Source organism: Pseudomonas sp. V88_4, assembly GCF_029967985.1.
In the GTDB taxonomy this organism is placed as follows: domain Bacteria; phylum Pseudomonadota; class Gammaproteobacteria; order Pseudomonadales; family Pseudomonadaceae; genus Aquipseudomonas; species Aquipseudomonas glycinae.
Window position 1 is genome coordinate 112,167 of sequence record NZ_JASCAF010000030.1, and the last position, 16,567, is coordinate 128,733.

Annotated in this window: 10 protein-coding genes; 4 read left to right on the forward strand and 6 right to left on the reverse strand. The window is 59.9% G+C overall.

Features of this window, described 5'->3' with window-relative positions; translation table 11 throughout:
• Positions 1 to 270: 270 nt before the first annotated feature.
• The 3 genes from QLG12_RS09725 to putP all read right to left on the reverse strand — a co-directional run bounded on the left by QLG12_RS09725 (position 271) and on the right by putP (position 4,820).
• A complete protein-coding gene (locus tag QLG12_RS09725; protein WP_197869269.1) occupies positions 271 to 1,023 on the reverse strand; it encodes a DUF4123 domain-containing protein in 753 nt (250 codons plus the stop codon).
• Positions 968 to 2,983 (reverse strand): type VI secretion system tip protein VgrG, encoded by a 2,016-nt coding sequence (locus QLG12_RS09730; protein ID WP_282474386.1) that lies wholly within the window; start codon positions 2,981 to 2,983, stop codon positions 968 to 970. Before QLG12_RS09730 ends, QLG12_RS09725 begins: the two co-directional genes overlap by 56 nt.
• A gap of 352 nt (positions 2,984 to 3,335) precedes the next feature.
• Positions 3,336 to 4,820 carry a sodium/proline symporter PutP gene (putP, locus tag QLG12_RS09735; protein WP_102716940.1) on the reverse strand — a complete coding sequence of 495 codons (1,485 nt, stop codon included), beginning with the start codon at positions 4,818 to 4,820 and terminating at the stop codon, positions 3,336 to 3,338.
• 456 nt (positions 4,821 to 5,276) lie between these two features.
• Here putP and putA point away from each other — a divergent pair, with 456 nt between their 5' ends.
• Positions 5,277 to 9,230: a trifunctional transcriptional regulator/proline dehydrogenase/L-glutamate gamma-semialdehyde dehydrogenase gene (gene putA, locus QLG12_RS09740; RefSeq protein ID WP_197869271.1), complete on the forward strand. Its 3,954-nt coding sequence runs from the start codon at positions 5,277 to 5,279 to the stop codon at positions 9,228 to 9,230.
• Positions 9,231 to 9,395: 165 nt separating this feature from the next.
• Entirely contained in the window at positions 9,396 to 11,198 is a 1,803-nt protein-coding gene (locus QLG12_RS09745; protein WP_236193111.1) for an acyl-CoA dehydrogenase, read from the forward strand.
• 147 nt (positions 11,199 to 11,345) lie between these two features.
• Here the strand turns inward: QLG12_RS09745 and QLG12_RS09750 are convergent, their stop codons facing one another.
• Positions 11,346 to 13,283 (reverse strand): methyl-accepting chemotaxis protein, encoded by a 1,938-nt coding sequence (locus tag QLG12_RS09750; protein ID WP_282474387.1) that lies wholly within the window; start codon positions 13,281 to 13,283, stop codon positions 11,346 to 11,348.
• 294 nt (positions 13,284 to 13,577) lie between these two features.
• On the opposite strand from QLG12_RS09750, the gene QLG12_RS09755 reads away from it, so the two are divergent.
• Complete coding sequence (locus QLG12_RS09755; protein ID WP_282474388.1) at positions 13,578 to 13,799, forward strand: hypothetical protein; 222 nt, start codon at positions 13,578 to 13,580, stop codon at positions 13,797 to 13,799.
• 89 nt (positions 13,800 to 13,888) lie between these two features.
• Here the strand turns inward: QLG12_RS09755 and QLG12_RS09760 are convergent, their stop codons facing one another.
• On the reverse strand, positions 13,889 to 14,191 hold the full coding sequence (locus tag QLG12_RS09760) for a cell division protein ZapA (RefSeq protein ID WP_282474389.1): 303 nt from the start codon (positions 14,189 to 14,191) through the stop codon (positions 13,889 to 13,891).
• Positions 14,188 to 14,418, reverse strand: coding sequence for a hypothetical protein (locus tag QLG12_RS09765; RefSeq protein ID WP_007952320.1), 231 nt, complete (start codon positions 14,416 to 14,418; stop codon positions 14,188 to 14,190). Before QLG12_RS09765 ends, QLG12_RS09760 begins: the two co-directional genes overlap by 4 nt.
• Positions 14,419 to 14,698: 280 nt before the next feature.
• Between QLG12_RS09765 and QLG12_RS09770 the strand changes: the two genes are divergently transcribed.
• Complete coding sequence (locus tag QLG12_RS09770) at positions 14,699 to 16,324, forward strand: methyl-accepting chemotaxis protein (protein ID WP_197869276.1); 1,626 nt, start codon at positions 14,699 to 14,701, stop codon at positions 16,322 to 16,324.
• Positions 16,325 to 16,567 lie beyond the last annotated feature (243 nt).

Below are 16,567 nucleotides of genomic sequence, written 5' to 3' on the forward strand. Positions count from 1 at the left end.
GCATTAGGTGGCGGCTGTACGCAGGTGTGGAAGACCGGGACGTTAGGCACCCGGCGCACTCGAAAGCGCCCCGCGCACAGCCACCAAAAACTCAAACGACAAAAACGTCTGACTGGTGCAGCTTGACGCGCCTAACGATAAAAGGGCTTCCACGCCCTGTCACCGAATTTGCGGTGACAGCCAAAAGACTATCCCCGCATCTCCGCGCCCACCAGTTCACGCAAACCGCCGCAACTCGCAGGAAACGTCCGAAGCCTTTGCCCGGAAATTTCACTCTGACTCGTCCCGCAAGTAGTCCAGCAATGCCGAAGCCGACGATTCGCCTGACGCTGAAACCGCAAAAAACCTGACAACCTTGCAACGCAAAACATCGGCGGGAAACGCCTCGAACAACGCCGGCTGCTCCTCGCTCAACCACTGCAAGGCGTTGTTGATCCGGGCATCATCGCCGAATTGCGCCAGCAGCTTTTCCGGCACCGACCACCAAGGAAACTCGCGACCCGAGACCCGCGCCCTGCCCCCGATCTCGACGGCCTGACCGTTGATCAAGCCTCGCGTGAGGACCGGCAGCAATTGCCCGGCATCCACCTCGGACGACTCAAGGATCGGCAACAAAAACCGCCCATCCCAGAACCGGAAGAACACTGCTTTCCCATCAGGTATCAGCACCTGAGTCAGACTGCGAAAATGCTCGACCACCGCCTCAAGCCCCGCCGAAGACACCGCCAGCCAACCCCAGTCGCGGGATTCGGTGGTCGCGATCCAATCCAGAAACTCACTGCCCGCGTCGACGATTCCCACATAGGGCATCACCGCATCCCACTCGGCATAGATCGTTTCCACCCAGACCGGTTTCGGCATCTGCGCATTCGACGGCCAGGCTTTCAACGGATCCACCGCACTGGCGCTACTGAAAATCGCGAACAACTGCTCCGACGGCTTCAGCGGCACATCCTTCAACCATTGATCAGGCTGCACAGACACCACCTTTGCAGCGCTCGCATTCTTCACAGAACGGCGCATCACCTTTCAGGCTCATGATTTGTGCGGCAGTCAGAATCGCAGCCGGTGCCACCGTCAGTTTTTCCGGCAAGCCCGGCACTGTCGGCGCCGCACTTATCGCCGCCATCGGCGCGCCACCCACCACAATTGGCACGCTGCTGAAGATCCCGCCGGGGCCGATGTTGATCCACTGCCCGCCCGCCTGAATCGTCGCGCTCGCCCCGCCGTCGATCACTACCTGCTGGCCGGCGCTGACGTGGAATTGAGCACTGGCGTTGATCGCCTGATTGCTCACGCGGATGTGCCGGTCGCCGGTCACCGTAAGGTGGTCGTCCTGCCTCACCTCGGTCTGGCGCTGGCCGTGGGTGATGCGCTGTTCATCGGCTTTCAGCTCGTGCTTGGCGAGGCCTGTGACGACGACGCTGCGCTGGTTATCCACTTGCACCTGCTGATCGTTCAATACGTGCTGGGTCCAGTTTCGCTGGGCCCGCAGGTAGATTTCCTCGGCGCCTTTGCGATCTTCGATACGCAATTCGTTGTAGCCCCCACCGCCGGGACTACTCTGGCTGCGGAAAATACTGCGGGTCTTGTCGGCCGGAAGATCCAGCGGCACCGGCGTGGCGGCGTTCGGCAGGCAACCCATGACCAGCGGTTTGTCGGCATCGGAATCGATGAACCCCACCAGCACTTCCATGCCGACCCGCGGAATCAGCACGCTGCCATAACGATCATGAGCCCAACCGCTGGCAACCCGCAGCCAGCAGCTGGAATGCTCGTTGAGTTCACCGTCGCGATCCCAGGCCAGTTGCACCTTGACCCGGCCGTACTCGTCGCAATGGATTTCACTGTCTTTCGGGCCGGTGACCACGGCCGGTTGATAGCCGAGCATCCGTGGTTTTTCCGGGCCCAGCGGCGGGCGGAAGAACACGTCCCACGGCGTGGCGAGAAAGGTATTACGGTAACCCTGGAATTCATCACCTTCGCTGGTCACCGATTCCTCCAGCACTTGCGGCTGTCGGCCACGGTGTTCGATAGCAGTCAGCAGCCAGAGGTCATTCAGATCCTGGCGTGGATGCTCGGTCAGTTGCAGGAAATGTCCGCTGACGAGAGCGGATTGATCGCTGCGGCCCTCGGCCTGACGGTAGTCGGCGACATGTCGTTCAAGGGTGCGCTGGGCCAGTTGCTTGCCGGTTTCGCGCTCGGTGAACTGGCCGGGAAAGTGGTAATCCTCCAGCACCGGGCGCTGTTCGCTTACTGCACGGCTTTGCAGCGCCAGCCGGGGTTTGCTGAAGTCGTAATCACGCCGGGTGACCACACTGGTGCGGGTTTCCACTCGTACGGAGAAACGCTTGATCGCCGGTGCCGATGCGGCCATGCCGCTGCCCGGCAAGTACAGCGTCGGCTCGGTCAGACGCGGGAATACCGTCTGATCGTCGCCGAACACCAACAGATGTCCGTCCGGGCTGTGCTGAAAGTGAAAATGAATACCGACTTCGGCACACAGCCGCTGAATGAACGCCAGATCGCTTTCGGCGTACTGCACACAATATTCACGGGGCGGGTAATCGCTGCCGAGGCGAAACGCGAAGGCATCGCGCAGGATCGCGTGATCCTTGAGGATCTGCGTCACGATCTGCGGCACGCTCTGATGCTGGAAAATTCGCTGATTGATCCGGTGACCCAGATAGGCCAGACGCGGAACAAGACTGACGTGATAGCGGGTCAGACGCTTGCCGGAATCCCCCTGCCCGACCCGATAGATCTGACCGTGGATACCGGAACCTTCTTCATCAAAACTCAGAAACGCCTGACAGTGCAGCAGGCTTTCCAGATCCAGATCCGGCCGTTCACTGACCAGCTCCAGGTCGAAGCGGAAGGGTTGGCTGATGGCTTCCTTGCCCGTGAACTCAAGGACTTTGAGGTCAAACTGGGCGCCTTCGACGGTCAACGTGAAACGCGGTTGATTGGCAGGCGCGAACATCCGATGTCTCTCTGCAGAATGAGGGCGGGCGATTCTGCATGAGGGGCAAGGGGTGCAGGTTGCGTGACTGAAAAATCAGATTTTCCCTACTTGAAACTTCGATTTGGCCCTCAACAATCGACGCTTTCAACTACAGACACATCCGTCAGAAATATCGCAGAACCCTGTGGGAGCTGGCTTGCCAGCGATGGCGATTTGTCAGTCACTCTAAATGCTGGATGTGCCGCCCTCATCGCTGGCAAGCCAGCTCCCACAGGGATCGCCAGCGCTGATCAGAAATCGCAGGCAATAAAAAACGGCCCGCTTCCTTTAGGACGCGGGCCGTTTTCTGGTGAGCCTCAGCTCATTCCCATCACTTGTTCAGATGGAAATCCTTCTCGGCCGCTTCAAAGCGCTGAACCATGCCGGCGCTCGGCTGGCCCATCAGGCTGACGAAGTAGATCGCCAGGCTGGCAAAGATGAAGCCCGGAATGATTTCGTACAGACCCAGCAGTTCGAAATGCTTCCACACGATCACGGTGATCGCGCCGACCAGGATGCCGGCCAGTGCGCCGTCACGGGTCATCTTTTTCCAGATCACCGAGATCAGCACCACAGGACCGAAGGCCGCACCGAAACCGGCCCAGGCGTAGGACACCAGACCCAGCACGCGGTTTTCCGGGTTGGCAGCCAGGGCGATAGCGACCAGCGCAACCAGCAGCACCATGGCGCGACCAACCCATACCAGCTCGACTTGCGAAGCGGATTTACGCAGGAAAGCCTTGTAGAAGTCTTCGGTCAGGGCGCTCGAGCACACCAGCAACTGGCAGCTCAGGGTGCTCATCACCGCCGCGAGAATAGCCGACAACAGCACACCTGCAATCCACGGGTTGAACAGGATTTTCGCCAGTTCGATGAACACACGCTCGTGGTTCTCTGTCACTGGACCCGCGACTTCCGGGTGTGCCGAGAAGTAGGCGATACCGAAGAAGCCCACGGCCACGGTGCCGCCCAGGCACAGGATCATCCAGGTCATGGAGATGCGACGGGCGTTGGCGATCGACTTGACCGAATCAGCGGCCATGAAGCGCGCCAGGATGTGCGGCTGGCCGAAGTAGCCCAGACCCCAGCCCATCAGCGAGATGATGCCGATGAAAGTGGTGCCCTTGAGCATGTCGAAGTTGCTCGGGTCCTGTGCTTCGATGGCCAGGAACGTGGTATCCACGCCACCGGTAGCCAGCAGCACGATGATCGGCGTCAGCAGCAGGGCGAAGATCATCAGGGTGGCTTGTACGGTATCGGTCCAGCTCACCGCGAGGAAACCGCCGACGAAGGTGTAGGCAATTGTCGCGGCAGCACCGGCCCACAGCGCGGTCTCGTAGGACATGCCGAAGGTGCTTTCGAACAGACGGGCACCGGCCACGATGCCGGAAGCGCAGTAGATGGTGAAGAACACCAGAATCACGACTGCCGAAATGATCCGCAGCAAACCGCTCTTGTCTTCGAAACGGCTGGAGAAGTAGTCCGGCAGGGTCAGCGCGTCACCGTTGTGTTCGGTTTGAACACGCAGCCGACCGGCGACGAACAGCCAGTTCAGGTAGGCACCGACGATCAGGCCGATGGCGATCCAGCTTTCGGACAGGCCGGACATGTAGATGGCGCCCGGCAGGCCCATCAGCAACCAGCCGCTCATGTCGGAAGCGCCGGCGGACAATGCCGTCACCACGCTGCCGAGGCTGCGGCCGCCAAGAATATAGTCAGAAAGGTTGTTGGTGGAGCGATAGGCCATGAAGCCGATCAGCACCATTGCTGCGATGTAGATCACGAACGTGATCAGGGTTGGATTGCTTGCGCTCATTACGTACGTGCCCTGGCTTTGTTTTTATGTAGCGGCGGCGGTTGCACCGTTTGCAGACTGACGCCTGACAGACGATTCGCACGGCCGCGCATTTATGACCAATGTTTCCCCAGGAAAGCCATTGGCCGGTGCGTCGGGTTTCCCCGGTTGCACCTTGGGCGCGAATCCTATGCAACAAAGCAAAACAGGTGCAACCAGTTTCTTGAGAATTAGTTGCACCCAGTCGGATTTATCCTACGGAAGTGGCTTTTTGCTCCCTTTTAACGCAGTGACAACGCTTTTCTAGAAGCAAAAGCACCAAGCAAGAGCAGCACTTTCGTACCAGAAATTATTTCCTGACGAGCTGCAGAATATTCCGACAAAAAAGGGTTGCACCCGGTTGCACCTGCTTCAGCCCGCAGCTAATCTTGCCGCCAGCTGTTGTCGCGCAACTGCGGCACCTATGAGGATAAAAATATGGCTACCACCACCCTTGGGGTCAAACTTGACGACCCGACCCGCGAACGCCTGAAGGCCGCCGCAACCTCGATTGATCGCACACCGCACTGGCTGATCAAGCAGGCAATTTTCAATTACCTGGAAAAACTCGAGGGTGGTGCAACCCTGACCGAGCTGAACGGTTTGACCGCCAAGGACGCCGACGACGCGGGCGAAGTCCATACCGATCACGCTCACCAATGCTTCCTCGAATTCGCTGAAAGCATCCTGCCGCAATCGGTGCTGCGCGCCTCGATCACCGCCGCTTATCGTCGCCCTGAGCCGGAAGTGGTACCGATGCTGATCGAGCAGGCTCGCCTGCCGGCACCGATGGCCGAAGCCTCCAACAAACTCGCCGCGACCATCGCGGAAAAATTGCGTAACCAGAAGAGTGCCGGCGGTCGTGCAGGCATTGTTCAGGGCCTCTTGCAGGAATTTTCCCTGTCGTCCCAGGAAGGCGTGGCGCTGATGTGCCTGGCCGAAGCGCTGCTGCGGATCCCGGACAAAGGCACTCGCGATGCACTGATCCGCGACAAGATCAGCACCGGCAACTGGCAGCCGCACCTGGGCAACAGCCCGTCGCTGTTCGTCAATGCCGCGACCTGGGGCCTGCTGCTGACTGGCAAACTGGTGTCGACCCACAACGAAGCCGGCCTGACTTCGTCCCTGAGCCGCATCATCGGCAAGAGCGGCGAGCCGATGATCCGCAAGGGCGTCGACATGGCCATGCGCCTGATGGGCGAGCAGTTCGTCACCGGCGAAACCATCGCCGAGGCTTTGGCCAATGCGAGCAAGTTCGAAGCCAAGGGCTTCCGTTATTCCTACGACATGCTTGGTGAAGCGGCGCTGACCGAACACGACGCACAGAAGTACCTGGCGTCGTACGAACAAGCCATTCACTCGATCGGCAAAGCGTCCCACGGCCGTGGGATTTATGAAGGTCCGGGCATCTCGATCAAGCTGTCGGCCCTGCACCCGCGTTACAGCCGTGCCCAGTACGAGCGCGTGATGGACGAGCTGTACCCGCGCCTGCTGTCGCTGACCCTGCTGGCCAAGCAATACGACATCGGCCTGAACATCGACGCCGAAGAAGCCGACCGCCTGGAGCTGTCGCTGGATCTGCTTGAGCGTCTATGCTTCGAGCCGCAACTGACCGGCTGGAACGGCATCGGTTTCGTGATCCAGGCTTACCAGAAGCGTTGCCCGTACGTGATCGATTACGTGATCGACCTGGCTCGCCGCAGCCGTCATCGCCTGATGATCCGTCTGGTGAAAGGCGCGTACTGGGACAGCGAAATCAAGCGCGCCCAGGTCGAAGGCCTGGAAGGCTATCCGGTCTACACCCGCAAGGTGTACACCGACGTTTCCTACATCGCCTGCGCCCGCAAACTGTTGTCGGTGCCGGAAGTCATCTACCCGCAGTTCGCTACGCACAACGCCCACACCCTGTCGGCGATTTATCACATTGCCGGTCAGAACTATTACCCGGGCCAGTACGAATTCCAGTGCCTGCACGGCATGGGCGAACCGTTGTACGAGCAGGTTGTAGGCAAGGTTTCCGAAGGCAAGCTGAACCGTCCGTGCCGTGTGTACGCTCCGGTCGGCACTCACGAGACCCTGCTGGCGTACCTCGTACGTCGTCTGCTGGAAAACGGCGCTAACACCTCGTTCGTCAACCGTATCGCCGACCAGTCGATTTCGATTCAGGAACTGGTGGCCGATCCGGTTGCACAGATCGAGCAGATGGCAACCGTGGAAGGTGGTTTCGGCCTGCCGCACCCGCGCATTCCGCTACCGCGTGATCTGTACGGTTCCGAGCGCGCCAACTCCAGCGGCATCGACATGGCCAACGAACATCGTCTGGCCTCGCTGTCCTGCGCCCTGCTGGCGACCGCGCACAACAACTGGAAAGCCGCGCCGATGCTCGGTTGCGCCTCCAGCAACGAAGCGCCAGCACCGGTGCTGAACCCGTCCGATCTGCGTGACGTGGTCGGCCACGTGCAGGAAGCCACAGTCGAAGACGTCGACAACGCCATTCAATGCGCCCTGAACGCCGCACCGATCTGGCAGGCCACCCCGCCGGCCGAGCGTGCCGCGATTCTGGAACGCGCCGCTGACTTGATGGAAGGCGAGATCCAGCCGCTGATGGGCCTGCTGGCCCGCGAAGCCGGCAAGACTTTCGCCAACGCCATCGCCGAAGTCCGCGAAGCGGTCGACTTCCTGCGTTATTACGCGGTGCAGGCACGCAACGATTTCAGCAACGACGCCCATCGCCCACTGGGCCCGGTGGTCTGCATCAGCCCGTGGAACTTCCCGCTGGCGATCTTCAGCGGTCAGGTCGCCGCCGCACTGGCCGCCGGTAACCCGGTGCTGGCCAAACCGGCCGAGCAGACTCCACTGGTGGCCGCACAAGCCGTACGCTTGCTGCTCGAAGCCGGGATTCCGGAAGGCGTGCTGCAACTGCTGCCGGGTCGCGGTGAAACCGTCGGCGCCGGTCTGGTCGGCGATGAGCGCGTCAAAGGCGTGATGTTCACCGGCTCCACCGAAGTCGCCCGTCTGCTGCAACGCAACATCGCCGGTCGCCTCGACAACCAGGGCCGTCCGATTCCGCTGATCGCCGAAACCGGTGGCCAGAACGCGATGATCGTCGACTCTTCGGCACTGACCGAACAGGTGGTGATCGACGTGGTGTCGTCGGCCTTCGACAGCGCCGGTCAGCGTTGCTCGGCCCTGCGTGTCCTGTGCTTGCAGGAAGATTCCGCTGATCGCGTCATCGAAATGCTCAAAGGTGCGATGGCTGAAAGCCGTCTCGGCAACCCGGAGCGCCTGTCCGTGGACATCGGCCCGGTGATCGACGCCGAAGCCAAGGCCGGTATCGAGAAGCACATTCAGGGCATGCGCGACAAAGGTCGCAACGTGTACCAAGTGGCCATCGCCGATACCGAGGAAGTCAAACGCGGCACTTTCGTCATGCCGACCCTGATCGAACTGGAAAGCTTCGACGAACTGCAACGCGAGATCTTCGGCCCGGTGCTGCACGTGGTGCGCTACAAGCGTAAAGAGATCGACCAGTTGATCGCCCAGATCAACGCCTCCGGTTACGGCCTGACCCTCGGCGTGCACACCCGCATCGACGAGACCATCGCCAAGGTGATCGACAACGTCAACGCCGGTAACGTCTACGTCAACCGCAACATCGTGGGTGCCGTGGTCGGCGTCCAGCCGTTCGGTGGCGAAGGTCTGTCGGGTACCGGTCCGAAAGCCGGTGGCCCGCTGTACCTGTACCGTCTGTTGTCGACGCGTCCTACCGATGCCATCGAACAATCCTTCGCTCGCGCTGATGCTGCCGTGGCGCCGGACGTTCGTCTGCGCGACGCCATGAGCAAACCGCTGACCGCCCTGAAAGCCTGGGCCGACAGCAACAAGTTCGCCGACCTGAGCACCCTGTGCGTGCAGTACGCAGCGCAGTCGCAAAGCGGTATCACCCGCGTACTGGCCGGCCCGACCGGCGAGAAGAACAGCTACGCGATCCTGCCGCGCGAGCACGTGCTGTGCCTGGCGGACATCGAAGGTGATCTGCTGACCCAACTCGCTGCAGTACTGGCGGTAGGCGGTTCGGCAGTCTGGCCGGAATCCGACACCAGCAAGGCATTGTTCGCACGCCTGCCGAAGGAAATTCAGGCGCGGATCAAACTGGTTTCCGACTGGAACAAGGACGACGTGGTGTTCGATGCGGTTCTGCATCACGGCCATTCCGACCAGTTGCGTGCGGTCTGCCAGCAGATCGCCAAACGTGCTGGCGCCATCGTCGGGGTTCAGGGCCTGTCCCAGGGCGAGACCAACATTGCGCTGGAGCGCCTGGTGATCGAGCGCGCGTTGAGCGTTAACACCGCGGCAGCGGGCGGTAACGCCAGCCTGATGACCATCGGATAAAGGCAGCTACAAGTTTCGAGCGACAAGCCGCAAGTGAAAGCAAACTGCTCTTACTTGCAGCTTGTGGCGTGTGGCTTGTGCCGCCCCATCACCCTTATCTATCTTCCTTCCCCATTTTTATAAGCCTTCCTAGACTGCGGCATACTTTCTTTAAGGTAGGCCGCCATGTCCGAGACGCTGCTCAGTTCCCGCAATCTGGCTTTCGAGCTGTACGAAGTCCTCGATGCCGAGGGCCTGACCCGGCGCGAGCGGTTTGCCGAACACAACCGCGAAACCTTCGATGCAGCCATCGGTACAGCGCGCAACATTGCCGAGAAGTACTTTGCACCGCACAACCGAAAGGGCGACGAGAACGAACCGCGCTACGAGAACGGTCAGGCGATTCTGATTCCCGAGGTGAAACCGGCAGTGGATGCGTTCCTCGAAGCCGGATTCCTCAACGCGGCGCGCAGTTTCGACGCCGGCGGCATGCAACTTCCTACACTGCTGTCCCAGGCCTGCTTCGCTCACTTCCAGTCGGCCAACGCGGCGTCGACCTCCTATCCGTTCCTGACCATGGGCGCGGCCAACCTGATCGAAAGTTTCGGCACCGAAGAGCAGAAGCAACGCTTCCTGCAACCGATGATCGACGGCCGTTTCTTCGGCACCATGGCCCTGACCGAGCCCCATGCCGGTTCGTCGCTGTCGGATATTCGTACCCGCGCCGAGCCTGCGTCCGACGGCACTTACCGCCTCAAGGGCAACAAGATATTCATCTCCGGCGGCGATCACCCGCTCTCGGAAAACATCGTGCACATGGTGCTGGCCAAACTGCCGGATGCGCCGGCGGGGGTGAAGGGAATTTCGCTGTTTATCGTGCCGAAGTTTCTGGTCAACGATGACGGCAGTCTGGGCAAGCGCAACGACGTGCTGCTGGCCGGGCTGTTCCACAAGATGGGCTGGCGCGGCACGACGTCCACAGCACTGAACTTCGGCGATAACGGTGAGTGCGTCGGTTATCTGGTGGGCAAGCCGCATCACGGCTTGAGCTACATGTTCCAGATGATGAACGAGGCGCGCATCGGCGTCGGTATGGGCGCGGTGATGCTCGGTTATGCCGGTTATCTGTACTCGCTGGAATACGCTCGCGAACGTCCGCAGGGCCGGGTGCCGGACAGCAAGGATCCGACCACGGCACCGGTGGCGATCATTCAGCACGCCGATGTCAGACGCATGCTGTTGACCCAGAAATCCTATGTCGAAGGTGCTTTCGATCTCGGTCTGTATGCGGCACGGCTGTTCGATGACACCACCACGCTGGAAACCGAGGCCGAACGCAAACAAGCCCATGAACTGCTGGATTTGCTGACCCCGATCGTCAAATCCTGGCCGTCGGAGTTCTGCCTGAAAGCCAACGAACTGGCGATTCAGATTCTCGGCGGCCATGGTTACACCCGCGAATACCCGGTGGAACAGTACTACCGCGACAATCGCCTGAACCCGATCCACGAAGGCACTCACGGCATTCAGTCGCTGGACTTGCTGGGGCGCAAACTGGCGCAGAACGGTGGCGCCGGACTCAAGCAACTGATCCGCCTGATTGCCGACACGGCCGAGCGCGCGGTGGCGCACGAATCGTTGACCGCACTGCGTGAGCCGTTGGAGAAACTGGTGGCGCGCTTGCAGACCGTGACCCTTGGCCTGCTGACCGATCTGGCCCAGGGCAAGGTCAACAGCAGCCTGGCGAACTCGGCGCTGTACCTGAAGGTGTTCGGGCACGCGGTGATTGGCTGGCGCTGGCTGGAGCAGGCGATTCGCGCCGAGGAAGGGTTGGCCAAGGGCAATGCGGCGGATGCCGACTTCTATAAGGGCAAGTTGCAGGCGGCGCGGTATTTCCTGACGTGGGAAGTGCCGGGGTGTCAGCATGAGCTGGCGTTGTTGGAGGCGCGGGATGATACGTGTCTGAACATGCAGGATGCGTGGTTCTGATCTGGATTATGCGTAGCGGCTGATATCGCTTTCGCGGGCAAGCCCGCCCCCACAGGGTTCAGTAGTGTTCACCCCTCATGTGAACACGCCGCAATACCTGTGGGAGCGGGCTTGCCCGCGAAGGCGTCGGCCCAAACAACCCATCTCTCAGGACAGTTTGAACCCACCCATCTGCCGCGCCAGATCATCCGCCAACCGCTGCAACATCTGACAATCCTCACGACAAGCACGAACCTCCCCCGCCGTCGCCCGGGCCAGATCGGAAATGCCCTGCACGTTGCGGTTGATCTCCTCGGTCACCGCCGACTGCTCCTCAGTCGCCGTCGCCACCTGATGGTTCATGTCGCTGATGCGCTCGACCTGCCCGGTGATCGCCGTCAAAGACGCCCCGGTACGCTGGCTCGATTCGACTCCGGTACCCGTCGCGGCCTGCCCGGTGCGCATTGAAGACACCGCATTTTCCGCACCCTGCTTGAGGCTGCCGATCATCTGCTGAATCTCGTCGGTAGACGCCTGAGTCCGACGCGCCAAGGTGCGCACTTCATCCGCGACCACCGCAAAACCACGCCCCATATCGCCGGCTCGAGCAGCCTCGATGGCAGCGTTCAACGCCAGCAGATTGGTCTGCTCGGACACCCCGCGAATCACCGCCAGCACTTGATCGATCGACGCCACCTGATGCGCCAGCTCACCCACCGCGCCAGCGGCAACTCCGATTTCATCGGACATGCTTTCTATATGGCGAATCGAGCCGCCGACCACTTCCCGCGCCTGCATCGCCTCATCGCGGGCGGTTTGCGAGGCGAGTGCCGCATTGCCAGCGTTCTGGGCGATTTCCTGCACGGTCAGGCCCATTTCGTGGACGGCGGTGGCGACCATGTCGGTCATTTCCTGCTGGCGGCCGGAGCGCTCGGCGGTGTTATCCACAACCCTGGCGACCTGGCCCACGGCAACACGCAGACGCTCGCTGGTGGTCAGCACTTCGCCGATCATCCCGCGCTGGCTGTCGAGGAAACGGTTGAAGCCCCGCGCAAGATCGCCCAGTTCATCGGCGCGGCTGGAATCTAACCGGTGAGTCAAATCTCCACCACCGCTACCGATTGCTACCAATGCAGCTGTTACCTGACGAATCGGTCGCACCAAGCCCTGGGCCAGCCAGATCACCAGCGCCAGGCAAACCAGCGCCACCACCAGGCCGATGCCGCCGCTCATCCACATCGCCCGGCGAGCTTCGGCGTAGATCTGCGACTGTGGCACTTCGGCCACCAGGGTCCAGCCGAGATCGCGCAAAGGCAGGCTGAAGGCGAGGAAATCTTCGCCGTCGCGCTGGAAGCTGCTGTTGGCGGCGACTTTATGGCCCATGACCGCTTGTGCTGCCGAGCCACCGATCTGCTCGCTCAAGGTGCGCTTGCCGCTGAACTGTGCCTCGGGATGGACCTGGATCAAACCGTCGGAACGCACAAGATAGACCTTCCCGCGCTCGCCGAAGCTGAAGTTGTGAATCAGCTCCGACAGCTCTTTCATGCTCAGCCCGAGTCCCGCGACGCCAACCACTTTGCCGGCCTGCTCGACTTTCAGGTCGATGAACAGCGCCAGCTCTCCGGTGGCCCCGTCGTTGTCGATGTTCAAGGTTCGCGACTGGTTACTGTCGAGAAACGAGTAAAACCACGCATCGGCCGGTTTGTCGCGACTGAGGGTGCGATCCAGGCCTTTTTCGGTGATGTAATGATTGGATTCGGTGCCGATGATCAGCGCAGTAAACGCCTTGTGTTCGGCGCGGATGCCTTCCAGATACTGCGCGAAGCCCGCGGTTCTGGCGGAATCTTCACCATTGGCCAGCCAGTCGCGGACCATGGTGTTGCTGGCGATGTCTTTGGCGGCGGTCAGGGGTTGAACGAGGATTCGTTCGATGTCGTTGCGCGTCGCTTCGATGCTCGACGGCAGGGCCTGTTCGACCAGATAGCTTTGGGCGAGGCGGTTGACCACCAGGGTATAAATGCCAACCACGATCAGAATGCTGACCAGCAGGGCGGTGCCCATGCCGAGGATCAGCTGCCATTGAATACTGCGACGCCAGAACTGCATGGAGCACCCCCAAAGAATAAGAGGCTGGAAACACTGCAACAGCCGTGCCGATTGTATACATTCCGACTGACAATACCGCTTGAGTATTGTACTGATTCGCATATTTCGTCGTGACTACATTCGCTACCGCTAATTCGCAGAAACACTGTACATACAAACATCCTGTCAGATATGACAGGTTACAAATTCAAATGCCATTTTATAATTAAGTAACTTGAATCAGTGCACAGCATCACTTTCAAGTTATCTCGTATTTTTAGACAGGCACAACTAAAAAATTAAGGGAAATTCTTTATGAGCACTGAAGTAGTAATCAATAAAGCAATCAATAACTCAAAAAACAGCTATGAGGAAATTATTCTCCCCCCAAAACAAGCCGAGTTATTCATGAATATAGGAGATGAAATACGATTCTCGGATGGAACGAACCATCGCATCTATAGAAAAATGTATATTCAGCAGAATGATCAGTTCGATTTTAAAATCTCAGTCTGGACGGCGATTCTGCTTCAATAAGCCAGGAGTCCCTCAGGGGACTCCATTATTAACCTATACTAAAAACTTCAGAACTTAATAAATCATCCAGCCATTTAATCTATAACCAATTAATTTCTATCAATTGCTTTGGCAATAGTCTCGACCGTGGCGCTGACTTGCTCTTGGTAACGCTCGAGTTCCTGCTGGTGATGCTTCTTCATTTCAATCTGCTGCGAGCACAGATTCATCGCCGCCAGCACCAGCAGGCGGTCGCCGATCAGGGTCGGGTATTTCTTCTTGGTGTCGGCCAGTGCGGCCTTGAGCATCAACGCAGCGTCCAGCAGGGTCTGTTCTTCCCCGGCCGGTGCCTTGATCGAATAGTCCTCCCCCAGGATGGAGATGACTTTTACCCCTGCTGTGCCGTGGTTCATGCGCTGACAGGACCTGCATTGACGCGATCAACCAGGGCCTGGATGCGCGCGGCGGTGGCGCCGTGCTTTTCTTCCTGTTCCATCAGGCTCAGTTGCAGGCTTTCGTTTTCATCCTTGGCCTGGGCCAGTTCCGTGGACAGGGTCTGGTTGGTTTCCGACAGGGTCTGGTTCTGTTGCACCAGATCGCTGACGAGCTGTTCCAATTGGCTGAGGGATGCTTCCAACATTTTGATCTTCCGGGGCTTTTTCAAAGGGCGCGTACGATAAAGAAAAGTCGTCGTTGACGCCAGGGTTAAACCGGCGCAAGGCCTTGATTTTCCTGGCGGCTCGACCGTTCTTGCGAGTCTTAGAGACTGTGATCTGCCGATCTGGTTCCTGCACTTCGTCGCCCGACGCCACATGCGACAAATACGCACACCACCTCAAGACTTTAGTCGTATGACCGATAAGTCACCCAACAGCAGTCTCAGCCCGCACGGATGCGGCCCTTCCCTGGTATCCGCCTCCATGTCCCTTCGCAATATGAACATCGCCCCCCGGGCGTTCACCGGTTTCGCCCTGATCGGCGGCCTGATGCTGATTCTGGGCGTGTTCGCCCTGAATCAGATGAGCAAGATCCGCGCAGCGGGCGAAGATATCGCCACCGCCAGCGTGCCTTCGATCAAGGCCCTCGACGAATTCACCCAGTTGACCCTGCGCCTGCGTGTGCTGTCGTATCGGTTGCTGATCAACCGCGAGCCAGACGTCCAGCAAAAAACCGTCGAGCTGTTCGATTTGCGCAACCGGCAGATCGCCGACGCGCAACGCGCCTACGAGCCGCTGATCGATGGCCCACAGGAACGTGCGGCCTACGATCAGTACGTACAGTTGCTGGCGCAGTACCGTCAACTCGAAGACCGCATGAAGACTCTGTCGCGCAACAATCAGGTCGACGAACTGCGGCAGATGCTCAACACCGATTTGCTCGCCAATTCCGAAGCGGTGAATACCGCTCTCGCGCGTTTGCTGGAGATCAACACCCAGCAGATCGCCGAGACCAATCAGGGCGCCACGGATCAGTATTCGATGTCGTTCAATCTGGTGGTGACCCTGCTGGTGATAGCCACCGGTCTGACCTTGCTGTTCGCCTGGCTGTTGACCAGCAGCATCACCAAACCGATCGCCAAGGCACTGGATGCAGCGGAAACCATCGCCGAAGGCAACCTGACCCAGCCGATCCACGTGGACGGCACCGACGAAGCCGGACGCCTGCTGGCGGCCATGGCCAAGATGCAGTCGAAGCTGCGCGACACCCTGCAGCGGATTTCCGGCTCGGCCACCCAACTGGCGTCCGCCGCCGAAGAGCTGAACAGCGTCACCGACGAAAGCGCCCGAGGCCTGACCCAGCAAAACAACGAAATCGAACAGGCCGCCACCGCGGTCAACGAGATGACCAGCGCGGTTGAAGAGGTTGCACGCAACGCGGTCAGCACGTCCGAAGCCTCGAAGAACGCCACCACCTCCGCCGGAGACGGCCGCGATCTGGTGCAGGAAACCGTCAGCGCCATCGAACGCATGAGCGCCGACGTGCAGAGCACCGCGACCCTGATCGGCGATCTGGCCAACGAGTCCCGTGACATCGGCAAGGTGCTGGACGTGATCCGTGGCCTGGCCGACCAGACCAACCTGCTGGCGCTCAACGCTGCGATTGAAGCGGCCCGTGCCGGTGAAGCCGGTCGTGGATTTGCGGTGGTCGCCGACGAAGTTCGCGCCTTGGCGCACCGCACCCAGCAGTCGACCAGCGAAATCGAGCGCATGATCGGCAGCATCCAGAGCGGCACCGAACACGCCGTGGATTCGATGCGCAACAGCACCGAGCGCGCCGAATCGACCCTGAACATCGCCCGTGGCGCGGGTCTGTCGCTGGACACGATCAACACGGCCATCGTTGAAATCAACGAGCGCAACCTGGTGATCGCCAGCGCCGCCGAAGAGCAGGCGCAGGTGGCGCGGGAAGTGGATCGCAACCTGGTGAACATCCGCGATCTGTCGGTGCAATCGGCGACCGGGGCGAATCAGACCAGTGCGGCGAGTAATGAGCTGTCGCGCCTGGCGCTGGATCTGAACAATATGGTTGGACGGTTCAGCCTGTAATTTTGAGATCAAGATCAAGATCAAAAGCTACCCCCTCACCCCAGCCCTCCCCCCCTAAAGGGGGCGAGGTGGAAAGGGAGCAGATATTCGTGCGTTTCAAGACCTGAGTTCGACTCGCTATTTCAGGTCGATGTAACTCAAGAGAGCCACTCGGTCAGTCCCCTCTCCCTTCGGGAGAGGGCTAGGGTGGGTAAAGACCGGGTACATCCTTTACGTTTGAGACCGGGGACATGGTTTACAGGT

Excerpts from the sequence above, each read along its gene's own strand:
- QLG12_RS09725 (WP_197869269.1), bottom strand. The coding sequence starts at position 1,023 with ATGCGCCGTTCTGTGAAGAATGCGAGCGCTGCAAAGGTGGTGTCTGTG.
- QLG12_RS09730 (WP_282474386.1), bottom strand. The coding sequence starts at position 2,983 with ATGTTCGCGCCTGCCAATCAACCGCGTTTCACGTTGACCGTCGAAGGC.
- putP (WP_102716940.1), bottom strand. The coding sequence starts at position 4,820 with ATGAGCGCAAGCAATCCAACCCTGATCACGTTCGTGATCTACATCGCA.
- putA (WP_197869271.1), top strand. The coding sequence starts at position 5,277 with ATGGCTACCACCACCCTTGGGGTCAAACTTGACGACCCGACCCGCGAA.
- QLG12_RS09745 (WP_236193111.1), top strand. The coding sequence starts at position 9,396 with ATGTCCGAGACGCTGCTCAGTTCCCGCAATCTGGCTTTCGAGCTGTAC.
- QLG12_RS09750 (WP_282474387.1), bottom strand. The coding sequence starts at position 13,283 with ATGCAGTTCTGGCGTCGCAGTATTCAATGGCAGCTGATCCTCGGCATG.
- QLG12_RS09755 (WP_282474388.1), top strand. The coding sequence starts at position 13,578 with ATGAGCACTGAAGTAGTAATCAATAAAGCAATCAATAACTCAAAAAAC.
- QLG12_RS09760 (WP_282474389.1), bottom strand. The coding sequence starts at position 14,191 with ATGAACCACGGCACAGCAGGGGTAAAAGTCATCTCCATCCTGGGGGAG.
- QLG12_RS09765 (WP_007952320.1), bottom strand. The coding sequence starts at position 14,418 with ATGTTGGAAGCATCCCTCAGCCAATTGGAACAGCTCGTCAGCGATCTG.
- QLG12_RS09770 (WP_197869276.1), top strand. The coding sequence starts at position 14,699 with ATGTCCCTTCGCAATATGAACATCGCCCCCCGGGCGTTCACCGGTTTC.